The sequence below is a fragment of the Pseudomonas sp. NPDC096950 genome (assembly GCF_044762525.1).
Classification (GTDB): Bacteria; Pseudomonadota; Gammaproteobacteria; order Pseudomonadales; family Pseudomonadaceae; genus Aquipseudomonas.
Window position 1 is genome coordinate 247,216 of the sequence record NZ_JBIWEL010000001.1, and the last position, 26,553, is coordinate 273,768.

The window sequence follows — 26,553 nt, forward strand, 5'->3', positions numbered from 1 at the left end:
CCTCTTTTATTCTTTGTGGGCGGCTGGCTAGCCGTAGTGGAAGTGAGTGTCGCGCTGGCGTATTCATTTGTTAAGTTGATTTTTAAGGTTGATTGATAGATAAAACTCACCAATCAACCCTGTAGGAACTGCCGAAGGCTGCGATCTTTTGATCTTGCTCTTTAGTGATCTGAAAACCGCTGAAAATCAAGATCAAAAGATCGCAGCCTGCGGCAACTCCTACGCAACTGGAGCGAAGCGAGATGACCGTCAAGCAGATCCGCGCCTTCCTGGCCGTGGCCCAGAGCCTGAGTTTCGCCGTGGCCTGCGAGCGCTTGCACCTGTCGCAATCGGCGCTGAGCCTGACCATCAAGGCCCTCGAAGAAGGCCTCGGTGGGCGCCTGTTCAGCCGCAACACGCGCAACGTGGCGCTGACCCCCGAGGGTGAATCCCTGGTGCCGCTGGCCCGTCGGCTGATCGCCGACTGGGACAATGCCGAAGACGAACTGCGTCAGCGCTTCACCTTGCAGCGCGGGCGCGTGACGGTGGCGGCGATGCCGTCGTTTGCCGGCAACCTGTTGCCGCCGATCCTCAAGACGTTCCGCGCGCGTTACCCAAAGGTCAACGTCACGGTGAACGACGTGATCAACGAGCAGGTGCTGGAAATGGTCCGCGATCGCCAGGTTGAACTCGGCGTCTCGTTTGAACCGGCCCACAGCACCTCGCTGGAGTTTACGCCGTTGTACATCGACCGGTTTGTCGCGGTGGTGCCCCATGATTCGGCGCTGGCGGCACTGGACGATATCGACTGGCAGACGTTATTGAAGGAACCGTTCATCACCTTGCAACGGCCCTCCACGGTGCGGGTGATGCTCGAAGAACACTTGCAGGCCCGGGGTATGAAACTGCCGGTGGAGTTTGAAAGCCATCAACTGGCGACGGTCGGGCGGATGGTCGCGAGCGGGTTGGGCGTAAGCGCGGTACCGGCGCTGTGCGTCAGGCAAATGCAGGAACTGGGGGCGCACTGCATCACCTTGCGCGATCCGGTGGTGGAGCGGGCGATTGGTGTACTGACTAAACCGGGGCATGAACTGTCGGCGGCGGCGCAGGCGTTGTTTGATATTTTCAAGGAGGCCGACCTGGGTCAGCGCCTGTCTACCCAATGAACACAGTCCCCTGTGGGAGCGGGCTTGCTCGCGAAGGCGGCGTGTCAGTCGACATCCATATTGACTGACCCACCGCCTTCGCGAGCAAGCCCGCTCCCACAATGGGCCAGCGTTTTCAGTGGGAGAGGCGCTGTGTCAGCAGGGGCAATAATTGCTCGCAAGACGCCTCAATCTTCATCTCCAGAATCTCATCCGCCCGGGTCTTGCCCAGGTTGATCGCAATCAACGGTTTCCCTTGATCCACCACCGCCCGGCACAGCCGAAATGCCGAATACGCCATCAACGACGACCCCACCACCAGCAACCCCGCCGCTTTCTCAACCGCCGCCATGGCCTTGGCCGCCGTTACCTGCGCGACGTTTTCGCCAAAAAACACCACGTCCGGCTTCATCCGCTGTTCGCCGCAATGGGGGCAGTGCGGCACTTGGAAGCGCGCCTCAAACGCCGGATCGAGCAAGGTATCGGCATCCGGCGCTTGCACCGCATCGACTCCGGCCAGGTAGGGGTTTTGCGCTTCCATCAGTTGTTGAATGGCATCGCGCTCGCTGCGCTGGCCGCAGTCCAGGCACAGCACCCGGTGCAGGCTGCCGTGGAGTTCGATCACGTCATGGCTGCCGGCCTGGTCGTGCAAGGTGTCGACGTTCTGGGTGATCAGCCCGCCGATCTGCCGCGAACTCTGCAAACTGGCCAGCGCCTCATGGGCCGCATTCGGACTGGCCAGGCGTACCCGCGGCCAACCGAGCATCGCCCGCGCCCAGTAACGGCGCCGCGATTCGGGGGCGGCGAGAAACTCCTGGTACATCATCGGCTGCCGGCCCCGGCGTACACCCTGGTTGTCGCGGTAGTCCGGAATGCCCGACGGTGTGCTGATCCCGGCGCCGGTCAGTACTGCGAACGGCTGGTCGGCCATCAACTGCTGAAGTCGGTCGAGTTGTTCGCGGATCGGGCGGTCGAGCATGTTCAACACTCCGGAGGGGCCTTGAGTGTTTGCAAGGGTAGCATTTGCCGATCACAACGCGGCGCTCACAAATAACGCAACCTGTAGCAGCTGGCGGAGCCTGCGTCCGGCTGCGCAGCAGTCGTAAAACCTGAGCATGCGGTCCTTCTGATAAACCGCGTCAGCTGATTTCACGACGGCTGCGCAGCCGGACGCAGGCTTCGCCAGCTGCTACAAAGTCTGTTCACCTCGTTTCAGGTGCTTATTTACGGGCTTCAAGAATCAGGTTGAACGGCGTTTCCGTCGCCCGGCGGAAATGCTTGAACCCGGCCTCGGTAAACACCTTGCGCAACCGCGCCTCGCCGGCCTGGGCGCCGAGCCCGAGGCCGACTTCCTGGGACAGCGAGTTTGGCGTGCAGATAAACGTCGAGGCCGCGTAGAACAGTCGTCCTACGGGAGTGATGTTGTCGTCGAGGGAATCATTGGCATAAGGCTCCACCAACAGCACCGAGCCGTCCGGTTTCAGCGAGTCGTAGGCGTGCCGCGCAGCGCCCACCGGGTCGCCCATGTCGTGCAGGCAATCGAAATAGCAAACCAGGTCATAGTCGGTGCCCGGATAACTTTTCGCCGTGCCCTGGAAGAATCGCGCCCGGCCAGACACGCCACCGGCCTCGGCGCGTTGGGTGGCGACGGTGACCGAAGGCGCGTGATAGTCGAAGCCGACGAACCGCGAATCCGGGAACGCCTGGGCCATGATCACGGTAGACGCGCCATGCCCACAGCCGATGTCCGCGACCTTGGCCCCGGCCTCGAGTTTGGCGACCACACCCTCCAGGGCCGGCAGCCATTCGGCGATCAGGTGCGCCTTGTAGCCGGGGCGGAAGAAGCGTTCCGTGCCGCTGAACATGCACGGATGGTGCTCGCCCCAGGGCAAGGCGCCGTTGCCGCGAAAGGCGCTGACCAGTTTGTCCTTGTCATGGAAAAATGACGCGACCACCCCGATACCTCCGGCGATGTACACCGGCGAATCCTCGACCGCCAAGGCCAGGGCTTGTTCTTCGGGCAGGTGGAACTGGCCGTCCTGGTGTTCCATGTAACCGGACGCGGCATGGGCGCTGAGCCATTCGCGCACCAGGCGAGGGTGACAACCGGTCTTGTCGGCGAGTGCTTCGGGGGTGATTGGCTGGCTGTCGGCCATGACCCGGTACAGGCCGAGTTCTTCGCCGAGAATGACATTGGCCAGCATCGCCGCGCCGCCCATGTCGTTGACCAGTTTGCCCATGAAATCGTTAAGTCTGGCCTCGTCCATCACGTGTGCTCCTATTGCAGGATCACGGTCCAGAGGCCTTGCTTGTCGAGGCGTGCGCCCCTGGGCGGTGGTCGTGGGAATGAACAGGACGATGACCCCGTCCTGCGTGCGTTAAGTTTAGTCCGGGGTATGGGCGCTGCTGCGCCGGGCGACGAAAGCTACATTCCCCTGGCCGAAACAAAACCCTCTGTGGGAGCGGGCTTGCTCGCGAAGAGGTCGGCACATCCAACATCAATGTTGACTGGCCTACCGCTTTCGCGAGCAAGCCCGCTCCCACAGGGGTTTGAGTTGTGTATCACTGTGTATCCAGTGCCCCGCCTGATACAGAGTCCACCAACACCCAACCCTGCCAAACACAGACCAGATACAAACCTGCGATGAACTGTGAAGACCGTCGGCGGCCCTGGAAAAGGGCCCGCCCATGGCATTCCAAGGGTCGCCCATAGCAGGCGGCCATTCGCACCTGACTGTGAAGGGACCTTCCATGAAAACGCTCCTGCCTGAATCCGATCTGCAACCGGCAACCGTGGATCGGCTGCGCGTCGACCACTACACCAACGGCATTATCGGCCCGAGCCAGCCGATGCTCGGGCCACTGGCCGACGGTGGCACCCTGGTCACCGGCACGCCGCCGGGCTGTTGGGGGCCGATGATTACGCCGGCCTTCCAGGGCGGCCATGAAGTCACGCAACCGGTGGCGATTGCCGGCGCCGAGATCGGTGATGCGGTGGCGATCAAGATCAACAGCATGCGCGTCACCTCCCTGGCCACCTCGTCCGGGGTGATGAGCTTCGTGGAAGGGCGCTATCACGGCGATCCGTTCGTCTCTAAATTCTGCGGCAAGTGCGGCACCGAACACCCGGCCAGCCATGTCGAAGGCATCGGTGAGGACGCGATCCGCTGCAACAACTGCGGCGCCGAGGTCAGCGCGTTTCGCTTCAGCCACGGCTATGTGATCGTGTTCGACGCGCAGCATCAGGTCAGCCTGACTGTGAATCAGGACATCGCCAATCAACTGGCCGGCAATGCCTCCGAAATGGCGGCGCTGCCGGAGTTCGCTGCGCAGCATTCGATCCTGTCCCTGGCCCGTGCCGACATGCCCGGCGTTGCCGCACACATGCGTCCGTTTCTCGGCAACATCGGCACCACGCCATCCCGGGACCTGCCCGATTCGCATAATTGCGCCGATTTCGGCCAGTACCTGATCGACGCGCCGCACCGCTACGGCATGAGCCGCGAAGAACTGCACGCGGCCAAGACCGACGGGCACATGGACACCAATTCGATTCGCGAAGGTTGTGTGCTGATTTGCCCGGTGAAAGTGCCGGGCGCCGGGGTGTATATGGGCGACATGCACGCCCAGCAGGGCAACGGCGAGATCGCCGGGCATGCCTCCGATTGCTCCGGTGAAACCGAAGTGCAGGTGCACGTCATCAAACACCTGCGTTTAGAGGGGCCGATCCTGTTGCAGAACCTTGATGACCTGCCGCCCATGGCCCGGCCGATGACTGCCGCGCAGCAGCAAAAAGTCCGGGAGCTGGGCGCCCGTTGGGGCCAGCACGAAATCGAGCAGAGTGGGCCGATCACGTTTATCGGCAGCGGCGAAAACCTCAACCTGGCGGTGGAGAACGGCTTGCAACGGGCCGCCGCCGTCACCGGGTTGCCTTATGACGAAGTGCTCAACCGCGCGACCATCACCGGTTCGATCGACATCAGCCGCTTGCCGGGTACCGTGCGCGTGACCTTCCTGTGCCCGATGCCGGTGTTGGATCGCATCGGCATCGGTCATCTGGTGCGGGAAAAGTACGACTTGCCGTAACGCCAACCGGCGGGTTTGTACCGAAGTGTGTACAGACCCGCCGACGACACATCCGCTGGCATTTCCAGCGAAACCGCACACAGAGCCGATACATCTCTTCGTTTAAATGGACTCACCGGCCAGCACAGAGCCCCTCAGTGCTGGAGACCGGTTCATCGTTTATCTATTGCAGGAGTCTCACCCATGTTCAATTTCACTAAAGTTTCGTCCCTGGCAATCGGTCTGGCCCTGGTCGGCGGCCTGGGCCTGTCCACCGCCGCCTCCGCGCTGACCATGACCGACCTGGCGTCGGGTTACAGCCAGGCTCAGGCTTCTGCTGATGTAGCGAAAGAGAGCGCGAAAGAGACCGCTGAAGGCAAGTGTGGCGAAGGCAAGTGCGGCAGCGCCGCCGAAGCATCCTGAGACCGCCTGGTGGGGGCGCCCCAGGTGCTCCCGCTCATTTGAACCCGGACGAGATCGATATCATGCAGACCTCCACTTCCTCCACCAAAGCCAGCGTCGGCCTGGGCCTGCGTCGCGGTTTGATGAAAGACCTCCAGGCTGCTCCGGTGGGTAGTTTCGACTTCCTGGAAGTCGCCCCGGAAAACTGGATCGGCATTGGCGGCGCCCATGGCGCGGCGTTGCGGGCCTTGGCCGAGCGCTATCCGTTGTCCTGCCACGGTTTGTCGTTGTCGCTGGGCGGGGCGGCGCCGCTGGATGTCGGGTTTCTGCAGGAAGTACGGGTTTTCCTCGATCACTACAACGTGCCGCTGTACAGCGAGCACCTGAGTTACTGCAGCGATGACGGTCATCTCTATGACCTGCTGCCGTTGCCGTTTACTGAAGAAGCGGTGCATCACGTGGCCGCGCGGATTCGTCAGTCCCAGGACATTCTCGGTCGGCGCCTGGCGGTGGAAAACGTCTCTTATTACGCCGCGCCCCGGCAAGACATGGACGAACTGACGTTCACCAATGCCGTGCTGCGGGAAGCCGATTGCGACCTGTTGCTGGACGTCAACAACGTGTATGTGAATTCGATCAATCACGGTTTTGATCCGCAGGTTTTCCTGTCCGGGATCGATGCCGGGCGTGTGGTCGCGATGCACGTGGCGGGGCATTTCGATGAGTCCGACACGTTGAAAATCGACACCCACGGCGCCTCGGTGAAACCGGTGGTCTGGAAGCTGCTGGCCGAGGCTTACGCGCGGTTCGGCGCGCAACCGACGCTGCTGGAACGGGACTTCAACTTCCCGGCGTTTTCAGAACTGGTCGCCGAGTTGCAGACCATTCGCCGTTTGCAAGGCGCGGAGGTGATGCGTGGATAAGCCTTCGTTGCATCAACAACAGGATGCCCTGACCCGTTACCTGCGAGACCCCGAGCATTGCGCGCCGCCAACCGAAATGGACGCCGCGCGGGTCCAGGTTTATCGCGATCTGGTGTTCAACAATCTGTCGTTGTTGCTCAGCGGCACGTTCCCGGTGCTGGTGAAGGTTCTCGGGGATGAACACTGGCGCTCGCTGATGCGGATCTTCCTGCGAGACTACCGCGCCCATACGCCGAAATTTGGTGAGATCGCCAGGGAGTTTGTCGAGTTTCTGGCGACTGAGCCCCAAGGGTTGAGCGAAAGGGAATGGCCGCCGTTCATGGTCGAACTGGCGCATTACGAATGGGTCGAGATGGCGTTGCAACAGTCGGATGACGAGCCATTGCCAGCGAGTGATGCCGGGTTGCTGCTGGAGCGCCCGTTGCAGCTTTCGCCATTGGCCTGGCCGTTGGCGTATGGCTGGCCGGTGCAATTGGTGGGGCCGGATTATCGGCCGGAAACGGTGCCGGATCAGCCGACATTGCTGCTGGTTCGGCGGACGGCGGACTGGAGCGTGAAGTTCTCCGAATTAAGCCCGTTGGCGTGGCGTCTGTTGCAGCGGATTGGCGAATTTCCCGAACTCGACGGACGTGCGCAACTGCAAGGGCTGGCGGTGGAAGCGGGGGCTGCCGGGTCGAGCGAGTTCATGGACAACGGCCTGGCGCTGTTGCAACAGATGCATGGGCAAGGCGTGCTCGGTGTTGTGGCCTGAATGCAATCCCTTGTGGGAGCGAGGCTTGCCCGCGAAGGCGTCCTTTCATTCAACATTGATATCGACTGATACGACGCCTTCGCGGGCAAGCCTCGCTCCTACAGGGGGTGGTTATTTGTAGATTGGGGTCGAACGTGTTCCAGACTCTGGCGACGGCTGCGCTCTGAGCCTTTCGCCCAACCGCTGAATATTGGCTTCCCCGGTGTTCAACGCTTGCACACTGGTGTGCACGGAATAGCTGCCCATTTTCAGCTCATGAGGATGAAGCACCGCCGAACCGAGCACAAAAAACCGCATCGCCTTGATCCCCGGCCTCAAGCGTCAACGCCCCGTTGCCAGGCTCGAAAGCCACCAGTTCACCTTCCAGCATGGGCTCCGGCGAGTGCAGCGTGCCACGACTGACGCTCAACCACAGCACTTCGTGGCCGGCGGGTGGCTGGTATTCCCAGCGTTGACCGGCAGCCAGGGTGACCAATAAATAGGTGATCCCTGACGGCGCGCGCACCGGGCTGCGGGCACCCTGATACTCACCGAGAATGACCCGGGCCGGTCCGGCGTGGGGCATTGCATCCGCTTCCAGGTATTGGCTGTCCACGGGCGCCAACTCAAGCTCGGCGGGCAGCGCGATCCACAGCTGAAATCCCTGGACCCGCGACGACGTGCCGGCCGACAACTCTTTGCCGTGCCACACGCCCGCGCCGGCACGCATCCATTCCACGCCGCCATAGCCGATCAGCCCGGTGCCGGAATCCGGATCGTCGAACCGCAGATTGCCTTCGGTGATAACGGTAATGGTGGCAATCCCGGAATGGGGATGCAGCGGCATGCTCCCAAATAGCCGCAGATCGGTTTCGAACAGGTCCAGGAACACGAACGGTTTGAGCAACTGCCCGAAATCCGAAGGGCTCATGAGCCGCACGATAGGGCCGTGGCCATGACCGCGGGTGCTGTGGCTGATGCGACGGGCGTTATCGTGCAGGCGAGCGCTGAGGGAATTCATCTTCATGTCTCGGACGTTGAAAGAGAAGCCAAGGGTATCCAGCGCGTAATGCGTTGATAAGTGGCTATGATTGGCTTGAACCCGTCCATTTTTGGAAGTAATGCCGTGCTGGATCTCAATGAAGTCGCGATGTTTGTCCAGGTGGTGCAGGCCGGCAGTTTTGCCGGGGCGGCGCGGCGCCTGGGGATGCCGGCCAATACCTTGAGCCGCCGCGTGGGCCAATTGGAACAGCACTTGGGGGTGCGGTTGTTGCAGCGCTCCACGCGCAAATTGGTGCTGACCGACGCCGGTCGTTCCTTGCACGATCGCAGCGCCGCCCAGGTCAATGAGTTGATCGACGCGGCCCGTCACCTGGCCGGGGAAAGCCAGGAGCCGAGCGGTGCGGTGCGGGTGTCCGCGCCGGCGGATTTTTTCGATGTGTATCCGATGGACTGGGTCGCCGAATTCTTGCGGCAGTACCCCGGCGTGCAGCTGGATTTTCTTCTCAGTGATGGCCGGGACGACTTGATCGACAAAGGTATCGACGTCGCGTTCCGAGGCGGTGAATTGCCGGATTCAAGCCTGGTGGCGCGCAGGATCAGCACGGTGTTTCAGGTGTTGGCGGCCAGCCCGGATTACCTGCAAGCCCATGGCGTTCCGCAGACGATCGATGCGCTATCGACCCACGAATGCATTCGCCCGGTAAGGCCCGCCACAAGCACCGTGTGGAACCTCGACGGGCCACAGGGCACCGTCAGTGTCGAAGTTTCGGGGCGGTTCTGCGCCAACACCGCGCAAGCACAATTGAAGGCTGCTTTGGCGGGGTTGGGCATTTGCCTGCTGCCGCTGCCGTTTTTGCGCGAAAGCCTGAAAACCGGGCGCTTGATTCAGATACTTCCGGACAATGGGCGTTTCAAGAATGGCTTGAACATCGTCTATCCGAGTCGTCGGCAGGTGCCGCTGGCGGTCAGTCGTTTCGTCGAGCAGATCGTCTGTCACCTGGAGTCGGACGCGTCATCCACCTGACCGGATCCGGTGCTCAGCAAACGCTCAATCTGGGCCAATTCCCAAGTACTGAGCAAACTCACCGGATCGGTGCCGTAGCGTTGCCAACTGTCGAAAACACCCTCGCGGCCTTCCGGGCTCTGACAACTTTGGCAGTGACGCAGGTGTTGCCCGTCAAGGTCGAGGGTCAGGCGCCAGCCCTCGATATCGATCTTTACATGCTCGGACGCGCCGGGCGGACCGAGGCGTCGTAAAGGGGCGAACGCCCAGCGCAGCATCGCGCAATAACTGACACACCTCGCGAGCGGTCAGGGCAGGGCGGTGTGCGTTCATTCCCCGTCTTTCGTCGACTTGATGACGTTACTGCGCAACCGCACGATCGCTTTCTGCAATTGCGTGAACTCGTCCTGGGTCAGGCCCGTGGTATCGGCGCCCAGTTGCGGTTGGTCCTTGCGCAAGTCGCGACCAGCCTGGGTCAGGTTGATCCGCACTTGGCGCTCGTCTTCGGGATCCCGTTGGCGCTGGACATAGCCCATGGCTTCCAGTTTTTTCAGGATCGGTGTGAGGGTGTTCGATTCCAGGAACAGTTTTTCGCCGAGGCTGCCCACGGTCTGATTGTCTGCCTCCCACAGCGCAACAATGGTGATGTATTGCGTGTAGGTCAGCCCGACGCGTTCGAGCACCGGTTTGTAGGCTTTGCCGAAGGCCAGGTTGGTGGAATAGACCGCGAAACACAGGAAGTCGGAGAGCTTCAGGTCGGCGGGGTTAAATGTGTCGGTGGGTTCCATGGGCATCCTCTTTGGCCAGTTTTATGGCGTGAATGCGTGAAATATACATCGTGTGCGATGGTGTCGGAAATGCTCAAAATTAGCGCGGCCTCCGATGGTGGGCGGTCGGTTCGACGAGCAGGGCAGCGTCGAACCGGCCACACGGGGTGTTACGCCGTGAGAACGTTCAGAGCCACGTCGATATTGCCGCGCGTTGCTTTCGAGTACGGGCAGATCTGGTCGGCGGTGTGCGCCAGGGTCGTGGCCACATCAGGCGCCAGGCCTGGCACTCGCAGTGTCAATCGCGCCTGGAGGAAGTAGGCCGGACCGGTCTGGCCCAGATCGACTTCGATATCCACGGAGAAGTCCGACGGCAACACCACGTTCATTTCACCGGCCACCAAACCAACAGCTGCGGTGTAGCAGGCCGACCAGGCACCGGCGAACAGTTGCTCGGCGGCCGGGTGTGGTTGGGTACCTGCAAACACGTGGGCTGGCTTCGCACTGCCGGGCGACGAGAGCTGGATGTCGACGCTGCCGTTATGCCCGCGGGATGTGGTGCCAGTGCTGCTGATGGTGGTGTGGGTTTTGCCGGTGGCCAGTACTTTTTCAATCTTGCTCATGATCGGTTCTCATTGTCTTGTCGTGGTGTTCGCGTGCGAGTGTATCGCATGCGATATATAAGAGGCTTTTAGAAGGTCAGGTGTAATCAATTCTGCTCAGGGCGTTATGCCGTGAGAACGTTCAGGGCCACGTCGATGTTGCCTTTGATCGCTTTCGAGTACGGGCAGATGCTGTCGGCGGCGTGTACCAATGCGTTGGCGGTGTCTTCGGACAAACCTGGTACGCGCAGGGTCAAGCGAGCCTGGAGGAAGTAAGCCTGGCCGGTCTGGCCCAGATCAACTTCGATATCGACCGCGTGATCGGCTGGCAGTTCGACATTCAACTGCTTGGCGGCGAGGCCGACAGCGGCGATGAAGCAAGCGGACCAGGCGCCGGAGAACAGTTGCTCGGCGGTCGGGTGCGGCTGGATGGCGGTGAACACGTGGGCCGGTGTGGTGCTGCCGGGCGAAGAGAGCTGGATATCGACGCTGCCGTTATGGCCACGGGAAGTGGTGCCAGCGCTGCTCAGGGTAGTGTGGGTTTTGCCGCTGGCCAGGACTTTTTCGATCTTGCTCATGGGATGAATCCTCAAAAATTGCATTAGGTTTGGGTTTGTTATCGTGTGCGTTTATATCGCATCCGATGGAATAATATTCCTCCAGATGCAGAGACGTGTCAACAGGGAATTTAGGGGCTGGCCGACGAGTGGCGTCGCGCGGTATTTTGAAGGCATTGCTCGAACAGTCTGGCGATGGGGTTGTAAACTCATCGCCCGATACATCTTCAAGAGATCCTCAATGGCAAACCAAGACATCACCTTCATCCCCGACCCAGACGCGGATTCCATCTCCTCCGACGTCGCCGGTTTCGGCGGCCTACTGGTTTCCACGCAGATCCCCACGCGTGCCGATGGCAGCCTGGAACTGGGCGGGATTGTCGAGCAGAGTGAATGCACCTTGCAGGCGCTGAAAGTGGCGCTGGAAGGCGCCGGCAGTTCAATGGATCGGGTCTTGCACCTGACCATCTACCTCACCGACATGGCTGACCGCGCCGCGTTCAACGAGGTGTACCAACGCTTCTTCGCCAAGCCCTGGCCGGTGCGCGCCGCCGTGGGCGTGGCCGCTTTGGCGGTGGAAGGTATGCGTGTGGAAGTCACCGCGATGGCGGCGAAGGGCTGAGTCTGTTGTGTTGTCTGGCGGCGTCGCTGCGCGAGTGATTGCCGCCGGACAGTACCGTGTGCCAGCCGATGTCCTATTGCGGCAAGATCAGGTGTGGAGCACCGGAAAGCGCACACGGAATGTCGTGCCAGTGCCGGCTTTTGAAGCCACCGAAACATCCCCGCCATGGGCCTGAGCAATTTCCCGAACGATAAACAGCCCCAGCCCTACGCTGCGCACGTCGCTATCCGTTTCCGTGCCTCGGGTCATCGGTTCGAACAGCACCGCCATCAGTGCGTCCGGTATCACCGGGCCATGGTTGTGCACTGAAACAACCGCGTAATCATCGACCCACTCTGACGTGATGGTGATGGGTTGCTTCAAGTCGCCATAGGCCACGCTGTTGGCGACCAGATTGCCGATGATCTGTTGCACCCGGTCCGCATCCAGGTACGCGTTGCCAGAACCGATGGACTGATGCAGCAGCGTCACTTTCGGAAACGCGACGCGCAGTTCGTCGATGCACTGGCTGATAAACCGGTGCAGGTCCAGCCAGTCAGGGGCGATCGCAATCCCGCGTCCGACCCTGGCCAGGGCAAAGTCCAGCAGGTCGGCGATCATGCGTTCGGCACGGTCCGCCGATTGGCTGATGTGACCGAGCATTTTGCTGTCTTTCGGGGTGCGTTCAGCGCGAGCGAGGATGTCGGAGGCCATTTTGATGGCGGTCAGCGGATTTTTCAGGTCATGGCTGACGATGGCGACCATTTGTTCGGCGAACGAGGCGCGGCGCAGGGATTTTTCGTAGGCGTCGTTCAGTTCGATCTGGGCCTGTTGCAGGGCGGTTTCGGCCGCGGTTTTTTCACGCAGCAGGTCTTCGGCGATTTTCCGGGCGTTGAGCAATTCGCGCTCGTACTTGTCGCGATCGGTGGTGCCGAACAGCGCCAGTTCATAAAACGCAGCGCCGGCATGTTCACGACGCACGCCGTTGAGCAGCATGGTGACGATGCGTTTGTCCTGATGCACCAGGTCGAGTTTCACCTCGGCCACCGAGCCTTGCATCTGCATCAATGGCGCCCAGTGGGTTTGATGGAAAATCCGCCCGCCCATGGTCAACAGGTCCTGGAAACGCCGGCCGATCAACGCTTGGGCGTCGAAGCCGACCCACTGGCTGAACGTCTGGTTGCTGCGCAGGATCGTGCCGTCCTCTTTCGTCACCACCAATGCGCAGGGGGCTTGTTCGAATAGCGTCTGCGCGTCGGGCAGCGACGGTTGCTCAGTCGACATTGGCGCCCATCAACGGCGACAGGAAGTGGTCCATGGCTTCGGAGCAGGCACTGGGCGCGCTCATGTGCGGGCAATGGCCGACGTTGGCCACCAGGCTGAGCGTGCTGTTGGGCAGGACGTTGTGCAGGTATTCACCGACCGCGACCGGGGCGATCAGGTCGTCAGTGGATTGCAGGATCAGGGTAGGCGTGGCCAACCCGGCGACGTCCTGGCGGTTGTCGGACAGGAACGTCACTCGGGCAAATTGCTTGGCGATCTCGGGTTCGGTGCGGCAGAAACTGTTGGTCAGCTCTTCGCCCAGCGCCGGTTGGCCGGGCGCGCCCATGATCACTGGCGCCATGGTGCTGGACCAGCCGAGGTAATTGCTGTCGAGGGTGTCGAGCAGCGAATGGATGTCCTCGAGTTTGAAGCCGCCCACGTAGTCGTCGACATCGATGTAGCAGGGCGAAGGACCGATCATCACGTGGGCGGCGATGTTGCCGGGGGACAGACGATCCGCCAGGGCGCCGATCATGCTGCTGACGGAGTGGCCGACCAGAATCACCGGGCCCGTAGCGAAGTGCTCGACGATTTCACTCAGGTCCAGGGCGTACCCGGCCAGTGAGTTGTATTTTTCCCGATCATAGGCGTCGAGGTCCGACTGACCCGCACCGACCAGGTCATACAGCACGACCTTGAAGCGACCGGTGAAGTGATCGACGAGGTAACGCCACATGGTCTGGTCGCAACCGAAGCCGTGGGAAAAGACCAGTGTCGACGGACCTTCACCCAGCACTTTTACGTTATTGCGATGTTGAAGATCCATGCGTGCATTTCCCGGCGCGCCAAAGGCATTTTTGGCGTCCCCGGCAGTGTAGAGGTATCCGGTCACGCGTTAAAGCCACGTGGCGTCTTGATAGGGGCCGGTTGCAACCGGCGGAGCAGGGGGGGCGCGCCACACGTAAAAGAGGCGACTCATTCGAGCCGCCTCTGTTGTGTGATTACGCCCGTCGCGGCAGCTTCCAGTTGGGGCGGATGAAGTGGCAGGTGTAACCGTCGGGCAGGCGTTCGAGGTAGTCCTGGTGTTCCGGTTCGGCTTCCCAGAACGGACCGGCCGGGGTGATTTCGGTGACGACTTTGCCAGGCCAGAGGCCAGAAGCCTCGACGTCGGCCACGGTGTCTTCGGCGACCCGTTTCTGCTCATCGCTGAGGTAGAAGAGGGCGGAGCGGTAGCTGGCGCCAATGTCGTTGCCCTGGCGATTCTGGGTCGTCGGGTCGTGGATCTGGAAGAAAAACTCGAGAATCTGGCGGTAGCTGATCTGCTCCGGGTCGAACACGATCTCGATCGCTTCGGCATGGTTGCCGTGGTTGCGATACGTCGCATTCGGCACATCGCCGCCCGAATAGCCAACCCGCGTGGACACCACGCCGGGATAGCGTCGCAACAGATCCTGCATGCCCCAGAAGCAACCCCCGGCCAGGATGGCGGTTTCGGTTTGCGTCGTCATGGATAGTCATTCCCCTTGGTGAAGTGGCCCGTTTACTGGTTGCCGATCGGGCTGTTGAACTGGTCGGAGTAACTGCCGTCCATCAGCGAGGATGCCACGCGATCCGAACCGATTCCACTGCGAGAGTAAGCGAGGCGAGCCGCACTGAGGTGATCTGCGCCATCGGACGCCAAGGCTCCAGCGCCGACATGATCGGCACCATCGGAAGCGACTGCCCCGGCACCGACATGATCGGCACCATCAGAGGCGACTGCGCCAGCGCCGACGTGATCAGCACCATCGGAGGCGACTGCACCTGCGCCGACATGATCAGCACCATCGGAGGCGACAGCACCTGCGCCGACATGATCGGCACCATCGGAGGCGACTACACCAGCGCCGACATGATCGGCACCATCGGAGGCGACTGCGCCAGCGCCGACATGATCAGCACCATCGGAAGCGACTGCACCAGCGCCGACATGATCGGCACCATCGGAAGCGACTGCCCCAGCGCCGACATGATCAGCACCATCGGAGGCGACTGCCCCAGCGCCGACATGATCAGCACCATCGGAGGCGACTGCGCCAGCGCCGACATGATCAGCACCATCGGAGGCGACTGCACCAGCACCGACGTGATCCGCACCATCCGCCGCTACAGCCCCGGCACCCACATGATCCGCGCCATCCGACGCCAAGGCTCGTGCCTCTGCCGCCCACGCACCGGGCACTGCCACGGTCGCCGCGAGCGCCAATACAACGCCTGAAAAGAGCTTGTATTTCATGATGTTCTCCATAACCCATCAGCCACAAAGCCATTGAGCACTATCGGTCGATTGATCCAGGGGCGACACGACGCTGGGGCTCGGGCTGGTTACGTTGGCGATTGGCACGGGTACGCCGCACAGCGCACGGGTGTCGACGTTTTGCATGACTCTCAGATATCGAACTCCAAAGTATAGATCGCTCATGACGACGGGCCCGGGCCGGTGACCATCGGTCCGGGGCGCGCCATGGGTAACAGCCTGGATTTCAGCTTTTCGTCAGAACGCGCCTGCGTTTGCCCCGCTCTGTGGCCCTCGGTAACGACGTGCACCGGATTGACCTGTCCGCCGATCGAAAAAGAACAATTCACCGATAAAAAACTTTCCGTCAGACCTTCAATTCTGGATTTGGCACGGTTAACGCATATGTGTGGTTACACGATTGTTGAACAATCGTCATCACCCGCCAACCGAGGATAAGAACATGCAAAAAGGTCTGACTGGCAAGAACACCAAGCGCAACCTGGCGTTAACCATCGCCCTGGCGTGCGTGGCGCCGCTGCTGTCTGCCGCCGAGATCAAGGGCACGCTCAAGCCGGGCGAGCTGTCGGTCGGTTCCGACCTGACCTATCTGCCGTACACCTATCTGGAGCAAAAGCAGCCCAGCGGCTTCGATCCCGAGTTCATCCAGTTGATCGGCAAACAACTGGGGCTGGCGCCGCGCTTCCTCGATACGCGGTTTGCCAACCTGATCCTGGGCGTCAATGCCCAGCGTTTCGACCTGGTGGCCTCGGCGCTGTACGTCACCCCGGAACGCGCCAAACAGGTGGATTTCCTCAGCTACCTGAAGACCGGTTCTTCGCTGATGGTGCTCACCGCCAGTGAATTCCGCCCACAGCGCCCGGAAGACCTGTGCGGCAAGCGCGTGGGCTCGATCAAGGGCGCGTCCTGGGTGCCGAAACTCAACAAAGTGTCCGCCGACTACTGCCTGGCCTCGGGCAAACCGGCGATCGAATCCCGCGAGTTCCCGACCTCGCCGGAAGCGGCCCAGGCCCTGTTGGCCAAAGCCGTTGACGTGCAGATGGAAGATCCCGCCGTCGCCAAGATCACCGTGCAAAAACTGCAGGGCAAAACCGTGATCAGCTCCAACGAACTGATCTACCCGGTGGTCATCGGCCTGGCGGTGCGCAAAGGCAATCAGGCGCTGTTAAGCGAACTGACCACGGCCCTCGGCGAGATCAAACAGAACGGCAGCTACGGTGAACTGCTCGCCCGCTACAACCTGGACGAACCGAATGCCGAGGAAGTCAACGCGGCGCTGGGCACCCCCGCACCCTGAGCTATCCGGTAACCGATTCATCGATTCTTTCCAGGCTGTGGAACCTCACAGCAACGCGGAGTACGTACATGCAATTCGATTGGCATTACACCTTGGGCCTGTTGTGGAACGGCGACTTCTGGCGCGCCGTGGCGACCGTGGTCGAACTGAGCCTGGAAACCTGGCTGCTGGGGATCGTCCTGGGTTTTTTCCTGGCCTTGGCCCGACAGTCGCAGCGACGTTTGCTGCGGGATGCGGCGGGCCTCTATATCTGGTTTTTCCGCAGTCTGCCGCTGCTGGTGCTGTTGATCTTCGTCTACAACTTGCCCCAGGCGTATCCGTCGACCAGCGCGTTGCTGTCCAACCCGTACTCGGCCGGCCTGATCGCGTTGGTGCTCAGTGAAGCGGCGTATATCGCCGAGATCCATCGCGGCGGTCTGCTGGCGGTGGCCAAGGGTCAACTGGAGGCGGGCAAGGCATTGGGTGTCGGCTATCGCGGCGTGCAGCGGCTGATCGTGGTGCCTCAAGCGCTTCGCGTCGCGTTGCCGACCCTGGCCAACGAATACATCACCATCGTCAAGTTGACCTCGCTGGTTTCGGTGATTTCGCTGTCGGAAATTCTGCTGGTCGGCCAACAGCTCTACACCCAGAACTTTCTGGTCATGGAAACCATGTTCGCAGTGGCCTTCTATTACGTGTTTATCGTCACGGTGTTCAGCCGCCTGCTGCGGTTGCTGGAAAACCATCTGGACGTGACCCGACGCAAACCCAAGCGCATCGCCGCCGTCGAACTCGGGCAGGTGGCGACCCGGCGTGCAGCCGGCCAGGCCGAGCCCGGCGAGTTTGCGTTGCAGGCCCGGGGCGTGCGCAAGTCCTATGGCGAGCTGGAAGTGCTCAAGGGCGTCGAGCTGAATGTGCGGTGGGGCGAAGTGGTGTCGATCATTGGTCCGTCCGGCTCGGGCAAGACTACGCTGATCCGCACCATGAACGGCCTGGAAAGCCTCGACCACGGCGAAATCACCCTGCAAGGCCAACCCTTTCTGCGGGGCACCAAAGAACCCCAGGGCGCCCTGGGTCACAAGGTGCACATGCAAGGCATCGTGCAGGTCGGCATGGTGTTCCAGGGCTTCAACCTGTTTCCGCACAAGACGGCCCTGGAGAACGTCATGCTCGCACCGGTCTATCACGCCCATGGCGGCGGCGATGAGCTGCGCTTGTTGAGCCTGGCGCTGTTGCGCAAAGTGGGCATGTTGGAACACGCCGGCAAATACCCGCATCAACTGTCCGGCGGTCAGCAACAGCGGGTGGCGATTGCCCGGGCGCTGGCCATGCGGCCGTCGGTGATGCTGTTCGACGAGCCGACCTCGGCCCTCGATCCGGAACTGGTTGGCGATGTGTTGGCGGTGATCGAGGAACTGGCGCGCGAAGGCATGACCATGGTGATCGTGACCCATGAAATGAACTTCGCCTTCAGGCTCTCCGACCGGGTGGTGTTCATGGAAGGTGGCGAGATTATTCAGAACGCCGCGCCGCGGGAGATGCTGGAACAGCGCAGCGAGCGCATGACCAAGTTCCTCAAAGACGTACAACTGGCGTGAGCGGAGGAGTGCAACGGTGAGTCAACCCAAGGAAAAAAGCCTGTCGCTGCCGGACCAGGTCGCTATCGAGTTGCGCGAAGACATCATTGGCGGGCGCCTGTTGCCGGGCATGGCGCTGGTGGAAAGCGAACTGGTCAACGCCTACAACGCCTCGCGCAACACGGTGCGCGAGGCGCTGCACCAGTTGGGTCGCGAAGGACTGACCAGTTATGTGCGCAACAAAGGCGTGATGGTGCGCCGAATGGGCATCGACGATGTGCGCGACATCTTCAAGGTTCGCCGCACCCTCGAACTGCAAGCGATCGCGGCGAGCAAGCCGCTGCGCGAGTACCAGTCCGATCTGATGCTCGATGCCATCGAGGCGGCGCAACTGGCTCAGGATCGCGAGAACTGGCAAGCCTTCGGCACCCACAGTCTGCGCTTTCACCAACACATCGTCGGCCTGATGCGCAGCCCGCTGTTCGACGAATTCTTCACCCATGTGGCGGCGCAGATGCGCCTGGTGTTTTCCAACGCCCCCAGTGAGGAAACCTTCCAGAAACCCTGGCTCGAACGTGATCGACACATTCACGACCTGCTGGGCGATGGCCGCAAGAAAGACGCCGAGGAAGCCATGAGCAGCTACCTCAACGACTCCGAAACGGAGCTGCTGCACATCCTGAGCAGCCAACCCAAACACTGAAGAGAGGATCCATCATGTACAAGGATTATCCAGCGGCCTACCAAGTCAGCAAAGGCGCCGCACTGCAGGTCGACAAAGCGTTTTATGACCGTGTGCGCGAAAGCAAGGGTGGCCGTACCTTGGTCGAGCAATTCGAGGTGCCGATTCGCACCGGTCGCGCCTGGAAGGTGCCGGCGGGGCATGTGTTTCGCGTGACCACGCCGGTGGGGCCGCAGGTCGGCGACTTCAACGTCTGGAGCGCCAACGATCCCCGGGAACGCATGTGGGCGTCCCGCACTCGTCAGTTGCAGGGCGCGCACGTCACCACTTACGACCGATTGTGGTCGAACCTGCCGTTCCTGCGGCCGATGGTCACCATCACCGATGACAGCCTGGCCGACTACGGCATCGACGAACATGGCGGCCGTTTGCACGACCTGCTCGGCACCCGTTGCGACCCTTACGTGAACAAGATGCTCACCGGCGAGGACTTCCATCACCATTGCCACTCCAACCTGACCCGCGCTGTGTTGCCTCACGGCCTGACCGAGTTCGACGTGCACGATGTGCTGAACATTTTCCAGTGCACCGGCCTCAATCACGACGACATGTACTTCATGAAGGCGTGCCCGGCGAAGCAGGGCGATTACCTGGAATTTTTTGCGGAAATCGATCTGCTGTGTGCGCTGTCCACGTGTCCGGGCGGTGATCTGTCATTGCCGATGTGGGGGCCTGATGCGGAAGATCCGTTGAAGGTCTGCCGGCCATTGGGCGTGGAGATTTATCGGCTCGATGAAACGCTGCTGGAGGGTTGGAAGCAGCCTGAGCGGGCGGCTTATAACGGTAACCACGGGTTGTTGATTCCCAAGGCTGAGTGGGAGAAGTAACAGCCCGATCCCCTGTAGGAGCGAAGCTTGCTCGCGAAGGCGTCACGCCTGACACACCGCGTTATCGTTCTTCGCGGGCAAGCCACGCTCCCACAGGGGGGCGATGTTGTTTGGGAGACTTGCGGCCCGACGCTGGCCCTTGTGGGAGCGGGCTTGCTCGCGAAGGCTTCAGATGGCGCACTAGAATGAACGGGTCAACCCAAATTCTGGAGAACCAAAATGATCAGCAAAAACCTGATTTGTCTCTGGTACGACGGCACCGCGCTGGAGGCGGCGACGTTCTATGCCAAGACCTTTCCGGACAGCACGGTGGGCGCAGTCCATCGCGCGCCCGGCGACTATCCGGCGGGCAAGCAGGGCGATGTGTTGACGGTCGAATTCACTGTGATGGGCATCCCATGCCTTGGGCTCAACGGTGGGCCAGGGATCAAGCATAACGAGGCGTTTTCGTTCCAGGTCGCGACCGACGACCAGGCTGAAACAGACCGCTTGTGGAACGCGATTGTCGGAAACGGCGGCAAAGAAAACGTCTGCGGCTGGTGCCAGGACAAGTGGGGACTGTCGTGGCAGATCAGCCCGCGCGTCCTGACCGCTGCGGTCACCGACCCCGATCAAGCGAAAGCCAAACGCGCGTTCGATGCCATGATGACAATGGGCAAGATTGATATTGCGGCGATCGAGGCGGCCATTCGTCAGTGACATAGAGACTGAATGTACCGCCGCCTTCGCGAGCAAGCCCGCTCCCACAGTAGTTCGGTATCGTTTGCAGAATTTGCGGTCGACACAGATCCCCTGTGGGAGCGAGCCTGCTCGCGAAGACGGCGGCCCAGCCAAAAACAATGTCGCCTGACCCACTGCTTTCGCGAGCAGGCTCGCTCCCACAGTAGTTCGGTATTGTTTGCAGAATTTGCGGTCGACACAGATCCCCTGTGGGAGCGGGCTTGCTCGCGAAGACGGCGGCCCAGTCAAAATCAACATCGTCTGACCCACCGCTTTCGCGAGCAAGCCCGCTCCCACATTTTGTCCGGTGTCGTTCGCAGGCTATGCGGGATCAGGGATGGTAAAGCTTGTATTCCTGGCTCACGCCGCCGTATCCATAGGAACTCGCCTTGCAATCGATGACATGGATGTTCGAGTGCGGGTGCAGGTTGCCAATTTCCTCGGCCAACAGTGCGAATGCTTCCTTTTGATACCGCGTTTTCTGCGCTTTGGTGTTGGTTTCATCCGTGATGGTGACCTCCAGGCGGAACGAGTTGCGCCCGAGCTCTGCCAGCGAACGACTGTCAATGAACCACAAAGCATGGGGAACGAATTGCACCATCACCATGGTCAGTTCGGGGCGTTTCTCCAGCACTTCGCAGGTCAACGCGGTGAGTTGGGGGACGATACGCTGGACCAGTTCGGCATTCGGATCGCCAGCAATCTTGAGTGTGATACCAGGCATGATTGAATCCTCGCAGGAAGTAATGTCGGGCTCAGGTTAAGTCGCGAGTTGAATGCTGAAAAGCCGGAAGATATGATCGTATCCATCGGTAAAACGGCAGGATAAGACATGCGCCCCTTCGATCTGGATCTCTTGCATTCCTTCGCCGTGGCGATGGAATCCGGCAGCCTCTCAGACGCTGCTCCCAAACTGTTTCGCTCACAATCAGCGCTGAGCGAACAACTGCGCAAACTGGAAGCCTTCACCGGCGTGACGTTGCTGGAGCGCGGCAAGAAAGGCGTCAGGCCCACGCCGGCGGGCGAGCGCTTGCTGGTGCATGCACGAGAAATGCTCGCCTTCAGTGATCGCGCCCTGGAAGACGTGCGAGGCGTGACCTTTGCCGGCGAATTGCGGCTGGCCATCACCGACTACTTCCTGCCCAGCTCTATCGCCGATCTGCTGAAAAAACTGCGAACCCGTTATCCACGCCTGCGTCTGCATGTGTCCGTGCGCAAGAGCATGCAAATCGAGAGCGGGGCGGAGGCGGATGAATTTGATATCGGCCTGTCCATGCGCATCCTCGACGGTCGTAGCCTTCCCGAGGGCATCGCGGTTCGACGGGAGGCTCTGCATTGGGTATCGGTCGCCGGCTTCGAACCCGAGCGAGAAGAAAATACCCCGTTGCCATTGTTGGTATTGCCGCAAGGATGCAGTTTGCAGCGCCTGGCCCGGGAGACGCTGGAAGCACATGACGTGCCGTATGTGGTCGCGCATTCCGCGTCGGGCGTCGCAGGGCTGCAATCAGCGCTGGTGGCCGGTTTGGGCGTCGCGTGCCTGAATGCCTCCGCTGTACCGCCGGGGGCGGAGATTTGCCGGTCGGCCCGGCATTTGCCGGTGCTGCCGGAAGTCGAATTCAGTCTGTTACCGCCTCGCCCCGGCGAACCCGAGCTGGTGAGTGCGGTACGGGAAATGCTGGCGAGCCAGTTCAGTTAGCCCACCGTATCGAAAACCGGCTCTGCCGAGGCAGAGCCGGCCACAGGTCAGAACATCGTCTGCACCACGTCCTCTACCACATAGTCATCCGTGACCAGGTAAATCGCCTGCCATTTATCGAAAGTGGTGCACGGGTGAGATACGCCGAAACCAATGCAATCACCCACCTGGATGCCGTGATCCGCCGGGACTTTGACATGCGCATGCTGATCGCTGGTGGCGTGGATGGCGCAACCTTGCGGCAGCGTCAGCACGCCTGAGCCTGGGCGAATCCAGCGCAACGGCAGCGGCAGGCCGGCGTCGGTGCCGAAGTCACGCTTGCCCACCGAGACGATCATCAGCTCCGGCTCGGGTAACGACAGGACCTGGCCCCAGACCTCCAGTGCCGGTTCCAGTGGACCGGGCATCCGATGGCTTTGGCGATTCCTTTTCAGCCATTCCTGATGCAGCGTCTGGTACATCCCGTTGTCATGGGTCAGATAGCAACCGCTACGGGTGACGATGCGGGTCGGTTGGGACAGCGTCACCGCGTTGAACACCTCAATCACCAGGTCATAGTAAGACGAGCCACCGGCCGTCAGGAGGATCTCACCCTCACCGAACAGTCGACGCTCATCCAACACGCGAGCCGCTGTGGCGATGCGTTGCAAAAAGGTGCGCACCAACGCGATGCGATCTTCCTGGACGCGGCTCTGGTACAGCCCCTCAAACCCCGACACCCCCCGCAACTTGATCAGCCCCGCGCTGGCGGTCACCGCTTCGGCCACTGCCAACACTTCGTCGGCAGTTCGGCAACCGGTACGTCCCCCGGCGTAACCGAGTTCCACCAGCACTTCCAGGGGCCGACCGATAGCGGCCGTGCGCGCGATGTCCAGCAAGCGCTGGACGCCTTCGACTGAATCGACATAGACGTAGATGTCGAAGTTCGGGTCGTCCCGCAACTGGTTCAGGTAATAGCGGATTTCCTGCCGACCCACGGCCTGGTTGGCCAGGATAATTCGCTGCACACCGTGCTGTCGGGCCGCGCGCACCTGATGGAACGTGGCCAGGGTCAGCCCCCAGCAACCGTCCTGTTGTTGCAGCGCAAACAGCTCCGGGCTCAGGGTGGTTTTACCGTGGGGCGCCAGGCTCACGCCGGCCGCGTTGAGGTAGTGGCTCATCCATTGGCTGTTGCGTGCCAGCGCCGACGATTTGAGGATCGCCACCGGCAAGGGCAAATCTTCATTGAGCAGCGAAAGTTGAAGATCGGCGATGGCGGCCCGGGGCAAGCCCACCAGTTCTTCCGGTATGCCTTTCATGTGGCGATCGAGCGTTAGCGGTACCTGGTGCGTGATGTGTTCCAGACTCATGATTCACCTGCTGGTCGTAGTCGGATTCACGCAATGACAGCATTGCGTTTGTAGAGAACGGTGTAGGACACCCACAGGCCGGCCAGCCAGATCGGGCCGACGATCATCGCCACTCGAGTGCTCTCGGTAAACAGCAGCATCACGGCGATCAGCGCCAGAAACGCCAGGGTCGCGTAGGAACTCAGCGGCGCCCACGGCATCATTCGTTGCTCGGCGGTCAACGCGACACGTTTGCGGAAGTTGATGTGCGAAAGCAGGATGATGGTCCAGGTGAACAGGCCCGCGAACGTGGCGATCGAGGTCAACCAGATAAACAGGTCCGGTGGCGCGATGTAGTTGAGCAGCACGCCGATCAACGCCACCGCCACGCCCAGGCCCACCGCGTAGGTTGGAATGCCACGGGCCGAGGTCAGCTTGAAACGCGAGGGTGCCTGACCCTGTTCGGCGAGATTGAACACCATGCGGCCGGTGCTGAAGATGCCACTGTTGCACGACGACAAGGCGGCGGTGAGCACGACGAAATTCATGATCCCGGCGGCCTGGCGGACACCCAGTTTTTCAAAGGTCATCACGAAAGGACTGCCCTGTGTGCCGATCAGGTCCCAGGGGTACAGCGACATCACCACGAACAGCGCGCCGACGTAGAAAATCGCGATCCGCCAGAACACCGAGTTCACCACGCGCTTAATGGATTTTTCCGGATTCCTGGCTTCGCCGGCGGTCAGGCCGATCATCTCGATGCCGACGTAGGAGAAGGTCACCATGGGCAGCGCCGAGAGCACACCCCAAGTGCCATGGGGCATGAAACCACCGTGGGTCCAGAGGTTGCTGATGCCCACTGCGATGCCGTCATTGCCAATGCCGAAGACGATGATCCCGGTGCCGACGACAATCAGCAGCACAATGGTGATGATCTTGATGGCGGCGAACCAGAATTCCATTTCACCGAAGGCCGACACGGCAATCAGGTTCAACGCACCCATGACCAGCAGGGCACTCAATGCCCAGATCCAGGCGGGCACATCGGGGAACCAGTACGTCATGTAAATCGCCGCGGCGGTCACTTCGGCCATGATGCAGGCGATCCAGAAGAACCAATATGTCCAACCGGTCATAAAGCCTGCGCGGTGCCCGAGATAATCAAATGCATAACGGGAAAAAGAACCGGCCACCGGGTTGTGCACGGCCATTTCGCCCAATGCGCGCATAACGAAAAACACAAACACGCCGCACACGGCATAAGTGAGAAGAATGGCCGGCCCGGCGGTTTTGATCGCACTGGCCGACCCATAGAACAAACCCACGCCGATGGCCGCACCCAGCGCCATCAGGTTCATTTGCCGTTGGCCGAGGCCACGGGTCAGTGCGGTATTTTCTGCTGCTGTTTTCATAGCGTTGTTCACCATGTCGATTTGTTTTTTTTACGATGGTTAACGCAATTGCAATCAATAGAAATCGACAGTGGCTGTTTAATAACAGGCACTTAAAAGAACTGAAGTTCGTTTTATAGAACCACGGCTATCGCGCGTGGCAATCACACCGTATTAAACGACCACTGCCGCTTACTTCGATTACCAATTAACGGAGATGTATTTGGCTTCGAGGAATTCGAGCATGCCGTGGTGTGCGCCTTCGCGACCCAGGCCACTCTGTTTCACGCCGCCGAACGGTGCCGCCGGGTCGGAGACGATCCCGCGGTTCAAACCGATCATGCCGCTCTCCAGCCGATCGGAAATGCGAAGGCCCCTGGCCAGGTCACGGGTAAAGACATACGCCATCAAGCCGTACTCGGTGGCATTCGCCAGCGCCACAGCCTGGTCATCGGTGTCGAACACCACGATCGGTGCCACGGGGCCAAAAATTTCTTCGCTCAGCAGATCGGCGTCGGGTGGGACGTCCGCCAGCACCGTCGGGTTGTAGAAGTAACCCTGGCGATCGGGCTGGTTGCCGCCGGCAATGATCCGCGCACCTTTGGTGCAGGCGTCGTCTACCAGCGAAGCAATCTTCTCGACCGCCGCGGCGTTGACCATCGGTCCGCATTGGGTGTGTGGGTCAACTCCGTCACCGACCCGCAACTGGCCCATGCGTTCGGCCAATCGCGCGCTGAAGGCTTCGGCAATCCCGCGCTGCACATAGAAGCGGTTGGCCGCCGTACAGGCTTCGCCGCCGTTGCGCATTTTCGCCAGCATGGCGCCTTCGATGGCGACGTCGATGTCGGCATCGTCGAACACCAGGAACGGCGCATTGCCGCCTAACTCCATGGAGCAATTGATCACCGAATCTGCGGCTTTGCGCAGCAGAATCCGCCCGACTTCCGTGGACCCGGTGAACGACAGTTTGCGCACGCGCGGGTCATCGAGAATCTCATTGCACAGCTTGCCGGCGGAACGGGTGGTCAGGATGTTGACGACACCGTCCGGTACGCCGGCTTCGGCCAGCAGCTTGCCGATCAGGTACGCGGTCAGCGGTGTCTCGGTGGCCGGTTTGAGAATGCAGGTGCAACCGGCGGCGAGGGCCGGAGCGATTTTACGGGTGGCCATGGCTGCCGGGAAATTCCACGGCGTCACCAGCAATGCGATGCCGATCGGCGCGTATTGCACCAGGATATTTGCTTGACCACTCGGGGCTCTACTCACGTCGCCATTGATGCGCACGGCTTCTTCGGCAAACCAGCGAAAGAACTCGGCGGCATAGGCGACTTCGCCTTTTGCATCGCTCAGCGCTTTACCGTTTTCCTGGGAAATCAGCCGGGCAATCTGGTCGCTGTCGCGGGTGATCAGCTCAAAGCAGCGGCGCAGGATTTCGCTGCGCTGGCGCGGTGCGGTGGCCGCCCAGCCAGGGGCGGCGGCAGCGGCGGCGTCTACCGCGGCGCGGGCATCTTCGAGGGTGGCATCAGCCACTTGGGCGATGACGGCTTCGGTGGACGGGTCAATCACGTCGATGCGTTGTCGGGACGCAGAAGCTTTCCACTGGCCGCCGATAAACAGATCGGTGGGCAAGTCATTGATAAGGAGGGCTTGAGTCATTTTAT

The 26,553-nt window shown here is 61.0% G+C and carries 26 protein-coding genes and 2 pseudogenes; 14 read left to right on the forward strand and 14 right to left on the reverse strand.

Going from position 1 to position 26,553, the window contains the following annotated elements; translation table 11 throughout:
• Positions 1 to 242: 242 nt before the first annotated feature.
• Positions 243 to 1,145, forward strand: a complete 903-nt coding sequence (locus ACIQY3_RS01220) for a LysR substrate-binding domain-containing protein (RefSeq protein ID WP_403016448.1) — start codon at positions 243 to 245, stop codon at positions 1,143 to 1,145.
• A gap of 115 nt (positions 1,146 to 1,260) precedes the next feature.
• Here ACIQY3_RS01220 and ACIQY3_RS01225 read toward each other — a convergent pair whose 3' ends face one another.
• Both ACIQY3_RS01225 and ACIQY3_RS01230 read right to left on the reverse strand, forming a co-directional pair.
• Entirely contained in the window at positions 1,261 to 2,103 is an 843-nt protein-coding gene (locus ACIQY3_RS01225; RefSeq protein WP_403016450.1) for an NAD-dependent protein deacetylase, read from the reverse strand.
• A 241-nt stretch (positions 2,104 to 2,344) separates the two neighbouring features.
• A complete protein-coding gene (locus tag ACIQY3_RS01230) occupies positions 2,345 to 3,391 on the reverse strand; it encodes a class I SAM-dependent methyltransferase (RefSeq protein WP_403016452.1) in 1,047 nt (348 codons plus the stop codon).
• A 484-nt stretch (positions 3,392 to 3,875) separates the two neighbouring features.
• Here ACIQY3_RS01230 and ACIQY3_RS01235 point away from each other — a divergent pair, with 484 nt between their 5' ends.
• From ACIQY3_RS01235 to ACIQY3_RS01250, 4 genes are all read left to right on the forward strand, one after another.
• Positions 3,876 to 5,210, forward strand: a complete 1,335-nt coding sequence (locus ACIQY3_RS01235; RefSeq protein ID WP_403016454.1) for an acetamidase/formamidase family protein — start codon at positions 3,876 to 3,878, stop codon at positions 5,208 to 5,210.
• Between the two features lie 183 nt (positions 5,211 to 5,393).
• Entirely contained in the window at positions 5,394 to 5,612 is a 219-nt protein-coding gene (locus ACIQY3_RS01240) for a hypothetical protein (RefSeq protein ID WP_403016456.1), read from the forward strand.
• A gap of 62 nt (positions 5,613 to 5,674) precedes the next feature.
• Positions 5,675 to 6,514, forward strand: coding sequence for a DUF692 domain-containing protein (locus ACIQY3_RS01245; protein WP_403016458.1), 840 nt, complete (start codon positions 5,675 to 5,677; stop codon positions 6,512 to 6,514).
• Positions 6,507 to 7,265 carry a DUF2063 domain-containing protein gene (locus ACIQY3_RS01250; protein WP_403016460.1) on the forward strand — a complete coding sequence of 253 codons (759 nt, stop codon included), beginning with the start codon at positions 6,507 to 6,509 and terminating at the stop codon, positions 7,263 to 7,265. Before ACIQY3_RS01245 ends, ACIQY3_RS01250 begins: the two co-directional genes overlap by 8 nt.
• 111 nt (positions 7,266 to 7,376) lie before the next feature.
• On the opposite strand, the pseudogene ACIQY3_RS01255 reads toward ACIQY3_RS01250, so the two are convergent.
• A pseudogene (locus ACIQY3_RS01255) lies at positions 7,377 to 8,265 on the reverse strand (pirin family protein).
• 105 nt (positions 8,266 to 8,370) lie between these two features.
• On the opposite strand from ACIQY3_RS01255, the gene ACIQY3_RS01260 reads away from it, so the two are divergent.
• Positions 8,371 to 9,270 carry a LysR family transcriptional regulator gene (locus ACIQY3_RS01260; RefSeq protein WP_403016462.1) on the forward strand — a complete coding sequence of 300 codons (900 nt, stop codon included), beginning with the start codon at positions 8,371 to 8,373 and terminating at the stop codon, positions 9,268 to 9,270.
• Here ACIQY3_RS01260 and ACIQY3_RS01265 read toward each other — a convergent pair.
• The 4 genes and pseudogenes from ACIQY3_RS01265 to ACIQY3_RS01280 all read right to left on the reverse strand — a co-directional run bounded on the left by ACIQY3_RS01265 (position 9,240) and on the right by ACIQY3_RS01280 (position 11,196).
• Positions 9,240 to 9,582, reverse strand: a pseudogene (locus ACIQY3_RS01265) (hypothetical protein). The gene ACIQY3_RS01260 and the pseudogene ACIQY3_RS01265 sit on opposite strands and share 31 nt — an antisense overlap.
• Complete coding sequence (locus ACIQY3_RS01270; protein ID WP_403016464.1) at positions 9,579 to 10,037, reverse strand: MarR family winged helix-turn-helix transcriptional regulator; 459 nt, start codon at positions 10,035 to 10,037, stop codon at positions 9,579 to 9,581. Before ACIQY3_RS01270 ends, ACIQY3_RS01265 begins: the two are co-directional and overlap by 4 nt.
• 149 nt (positions 10,038 to 10,186) lie before the next feature.
• On the reverse strand, positions 10,187 to 10,639 hold the full coding sequence (locus ACIQY3_RS01275) for an Ohr family peroxiredoxin (protein WP_403016466.1): 453 nt from the start codon (positions 10,637 to 10,639) through the stop codon (positions 10,187 to 10,189).
• A 104-nt stretch (positions 10,640 to 10,743) separates the two neighbouring features.
• Positions 10,744 to 11,196 carry an Ohr family peroxiredoxin gene (locus tag ACIQY3_RS01280; RefSeq protein WP_403016468.1) on the reverse strand — a complete coding sequence of 151 codons (453 nt, stop codon included), beginning with the start codon at positions 11,194 to 11,196 and terminating at the stop codon, positions 10,744 to 10,746.
• 220 nt (positions 11,197 to 11,416) lie between these two features.
• On the opposite strand from ACIQY3_RS01280, the gene ACIQY3_RS01285 reads away from it, so the two are divergent.
• Positions 11,417 to 11,797, forward strand: a complete 381-nt coding sequence (locus tag ACIQY3_RS01285; RefSeq protein WP_054048905.1) for a RidA family protein — start codon at positions 11,417 to 11,419, stop codon at positions 11,795 to 11,797.
• A gap of 87 nt (positions 11,798 to 11,884) precedes the next feature.
• On the opposite strand, the gene ACIQY3_RS01290 is transcribed toward ACIQY3_RS01285, so the two are convergent.
• The 3 genes from ACIQY3_RS01290 to msrA form a co-directional block, all read right to left on the reverse strand.
• Positions 11,885 to 13,060: an ATP-binding protein gene (locus tag ACIQY3_RS01290; RefSeq protein ID WP_403016470.1), complete on the reverse strand. Its 1,176-nt coding sequence runs from the start codon at positions 13,058 to 13,060 to the stop codon at positions 11,885 to 11,887.
• Positions 13,050 to 13,865 carry an alpha/beta fold hydrolase gene (locus tag ACIQY3_RS01295; protein ID WP_403016472.1) on the reverse strand — a complete coding sequence of 272 codons (816 nt, stop codon included), beginning with the start codon at positions 13,863 to 13,865 and terminating at the stop codon, positions 13,050 to 13,052. Before ACIQY3_RS01295 ends, ACIQY3_RS01290 begins: the two co-directional genes overlap by 11 nt.
• A 175-nt stretch (positions 13,866 to 14,040) precedes the next feature.
• Positions 14,041 to 14,547, reverse strand: coding sequence for a peptide-methionine (S)-S-oxide reductase MsrA (msrA, locus tag ACIQY3_RS01300; protein ID WP_403016473.1), 507 nt, complete (start codon positions 14,545 to 14,547; stop codon positions 14,041 to 14,043).
• A gap of 149 nt (positions 14,548 to 14,696) precedes the next feature.
• Here msrA and ACIQY3_RS01305 point away from each other — a divergent pair, with 149 nt between their 5' ends.
• The 6 genes from ACIQY3_RS01305 (at position 14,697) to ACIQY3_RS01330 (ending at position 20,456) form a co-directional block, all read left to right on the forward strand.
• Positions 14,697 to 15,296 (forward strand): hypothetical protein, encoded by a 600-nt coding sequence (locus ACIQY3_RS01305; protein WP_403016475.1) that lies wholly within the window; start codon positions 14,697 to 14,699, stop codon positions 15,294 to 15,296.
• 481 nt (positions 15,297 to 15,777) lie between these two features.
• On the forward strand, positions 15,778 to 16,632 hold the full coding sequence (locus ACIQY3_RS01310; RefSeq protein WP_403016477.1) for an ABC transporter substrate-binding protein: 855 nt from the start codon (positions 15,778 to 15,780) through the stop codon (positions 16,630 to 16,632).
• A gap of 68 nt (positions 16,633 to 16,700) precedes the next feature.
• Positions 16,701 to 18,209, forward strand: a complete 1,509-nt coding sequence (locus tag ACIQY3_RS01315) for an amino acid ABC transporter permease/ATP-binding protein (protein WP_403016479.1) — start codon at positions 16,701 to 16,703, stop codon at positions 18,207 to 18,209.
• A gap of 16 nt (positions 18,210 to 18,225) precedes the next feature.
• On the forward strand, positions 18,226 to 18,891 hold the full coding sequence (locus ACIQY3_RS01320) for a GntR family transcriptional regulator (RefSeq protein WP_054615367.1): 666 nt from the start codon (positions 18,226 to 18,228) through the stop codon (positions 18,889 to 18,891).
• Between the two features lie 14 nt (positions 18,892 to 18,905).
• Positions 18,906 to 19,757, forward strand: a complete 852-nt coding sequence (locus ACIQY3_RS01325) for an urea carboxylase-associated family protein (RefSeq protein WP_403016481.1) — start codon at positions 18,906 to 18,908, stop codon at positions 19,755 to 19,757.
• Between the two features lie 219 nt (positions 19,758 to 19,976).
• Positions 19,977 to 20,456: a VOC family protein gene (locus ACIQY3_RS01330; RefSeq protein ID WP_403016483.1), complete on the forward strand. Its 480-nt coding sequence runs from the start codon at positions 19,977 to 19,979 to the stop codon at positions 20,454 to 20,456.
• A gap of 352 nt (positions 20,457 to 20,808) precedes the next feature.
• Here the strand turns inward: ACIQY3_RS01330 and ACIQY3_RS01335 are convergent, their stop codons facing one another.
• Positions 20,809 to 21,201 carry a 4-oxalocrotonate tautomerase family protein gene (locus tag ACIQY3_RS01335; protein WP_403016485.1) on the reverse strand — a complete coding sequence of 131 codons (393 nt, stop codon included), beginning with the start codon at positions 21,199 to 21,201 and terminating at the stop codon, positions 20,809 to 20,811.
• A gap of 108 nt (positions 21,202 to 21,309) precedes the next feature.
• On the opposite strand from ACIQY3_RS01335, the gene ACIQY3_RS01340 reads away from it, so the two are divergent.
• Positions 21,310 to 22,173, forward strand: coding sequence for a LysR family transcriptional regulator (locus ACIQY3_RS01340; protein ID WP_403016488.1), 864 nt, complete (start codon positions 21,310 to 21,312; stop codon positions 22,171 to 22,173).
• 47 nt (positions 22,174 to 22,220) lie between these two features.
• Here the strand turns inward: ACIQY3_RS01340 and ACIQY3_RS01345 are convergent, their stop codons facing one another.
• From ACIQY3_RS01345 to ACIQY3_RS01355, 3 genes are all read right to left on the reverse strand, one after another.
• Positions 22,221 to 23,522 carry an amino acid deaminase gene (locus ACIQY3_RS01345; RefSeq protein WP_403016491.1) on the reverse strand — a complete coding sequence of 434 codons (1,302 nt, stop codon included), beginning with the start codon at positions 23,520 to 23,522 and terminating at the stop codon, positions 22,221 to 22,223.
• A 26-nt stretch (positions 23,523 to 23,548) separates the two neighbouring features.
• Positions 23,549 to 24,913: an amino acid permease gene (locus ACIQY3_RS01350; protein ID WP_403016493.1), complete on the reverse strand. Its 1,365-nt coding sequence runs from the start codon at positions 24,911 to 24,913 to the stop codon at positions 23,549 to 23,551.
• A 180-nt stretch (positions 24,914 to 25,093) separates the two neighbouring features.
• Positions 25,094 to 26,548: an NAD-dependent succinate-semialdehyde dehydrogenase gene (locus tag ACIQY3_RS01355; RefSeq protein ID WP_403016496.1), complete on the reverse strand. Its 1,455-nt coding sequence runs from the start codon at positions 26,546 to 26,548 to the stop codon at positions 25,094 to 25,096.
• Between the last annotated feature and the right edge of the window lie 5 nt (positions 26,549 to 26,553).

Excerpts from the sequence above, each read along its gene's own strand:
- ACIQY3_RS01220 (WP_403016448.1), top strand. The coding sequence starts at position 243 with ATGACCGTCAAGCAGATCCGCGCCTTCCTGGCCGTGGCCCAGAGCCTG.
- ACIQY3_RS01225 (WP_403016450.1), bottom strand. The coding sequence starts at position 2,103 with ATGCTCGACCGCCCGATCCGCGAACAACTCGACCGACTTCAGCAGTTG.
- ACIQY3_RS01230 (WP_403016452.1), bottom strand. The coding sequence starts at position 3,391 with ATGGACGAGGCCAGACTTAACGATTTCATGGGCAAACTGGTCAACGAC.
- ACIQY3_RS01235 (WP_403016454.1), top strand. The coding sequence starts at position 3,876 with ATGAAAACGCTCCTGCCTGAATCCGATCTGCAACCGGCAACCGTGGAT.
- ACIQY3_RS01240 (WP_403016456.1), top strand. The coding sequence starts at position 5,394 with ATGTTCAATTTCACTAAAGTTTCGTCCCTGGCAATCGGTCTGGCCCTG.
- ACIQY3_RS01245 (WP_403016458.1), top strand. The coding sequence starts at position 5,675 with ATGCAGACCTCCACTTCCTCCACCAAAGCCAGCGTCGGCCTGGGCCTG.
- ACIQY3_RS01270 (WP_403016464.1), bottom strand. The coding sequence starts at position 10,037 with ATGGAACCCACCGACACATTTAACCCCGCCGACCTGAAGCTCTCCGAC.
- ACIQY3_RS01275 (WP_403016466.1), bottom strand. The coding sequence starts at position 10,639 with ATGAGCAAGATTGAAAAAGTACTGGCCACCGGCAAAACCCACACCACC.
- ACIQY3_RS01280 (WP_403016468.1), bottom strand. The coding sequence starts at position 11,196 with ATGAGCAAGATCGAAAAAGTCCTGGCCAGCGGCAAAACCCACACTACC.
- ACIQY3_RS01285 (WP_054048905.1), top strand. The coding sequence starts at position 11,417 with ATGGCAAACCAAGACATCACCTTCATCCCCGACCCAGACGCGGATTCC.
- ACIQY3_RS01290 (WP_403016470.1), bottom strand. The coding sequence starts at position 13,060 with ATGTCGACTGAGCAACCGTCGCTGCCCGACGCGCAGACGCTATTCGAA.
- ACIQY3_RS01295 (WP_403016472.1), bottom strand. The coding sequence starts at position 13,865 with ATGGATCTTCAACATCGCAATAACGTAAAAGTGCTGGGTGAAGGTCCG.
- msrA (WP_403016473.1), bottom strand. The coding sequence starts at position 14,547 with ATGACGACGCAAACCGAAACCGCCATCCTGGCCGGGGGTTGCTTCTGG.
- ACIQY3_RS01310 (WP_403016477.1), top strand. The coding sequence starts at position 15,778 with ATGCAAAAAGGTCTGACTGGCAAGAACACCAAGCGCAACCTGGCGTTA.
- ACIQY3_RS01315 (WP_403016479.1), top strand. The coding sequence starts at position 16,701 with ATGCAATTCGATTGGCATTACACCTTGGGCCTGTTGTGGAACGGCGAC.
- ACIQY3_RS01325 (WP_403016481.1), top strand. The coding sequence starts at position 18,906 with ATGTACAAGGATTATCCAGCGGCCTACCAAGTCAGCAAAGGCGCCGCA.
- ACIQY3_RS01330 (WP_403016483.1), top strand. The coding sequence starts at position 19,977 with ATGATCAGCAAAAACCTGATTTGTCTCTGGTACGACGGCACCGCGCTG.
- ACIQY3_RS01335 (WP_403016485.1), bottom strand. The coding sequence starts at position 21,201 with ATGCCTGGTATCACACTCAAGATTGCTGGCGATCCGAATGCCGAACTG.
- ACIQY3_RS01340 (WP_403016488.1), top strand. The coding sequence starts at position 21,310 with ATGCGCCCCTTCGATCTGGATCTCTTGCATTCCTTCGCCGTGGCGATG.
- ACIQY3_RS01345 (WP_403016491.1), bottom strand. The coding sequence starts at position 23,522 with ATGAGTCTGGAACACATCACGCACCAGGTACCGCTAACGCTCGATCGC.
- ACIQY3_RS01350 (WP_403016493.1), bottom strand. The coding sequence starts at position 24,913 with ATGAAAACAGCAGCAGAAAATACCGCACTGACCCGTGGCCTCGGCCAA.
- ACIQY3_RS01355 (WP_403016496.1), bottom strand. The coding sequence starts at position 26,548 with ATGACTCAAGCCCTCCTTATCAATGACTTGCCCACCGATCTGTTTATC.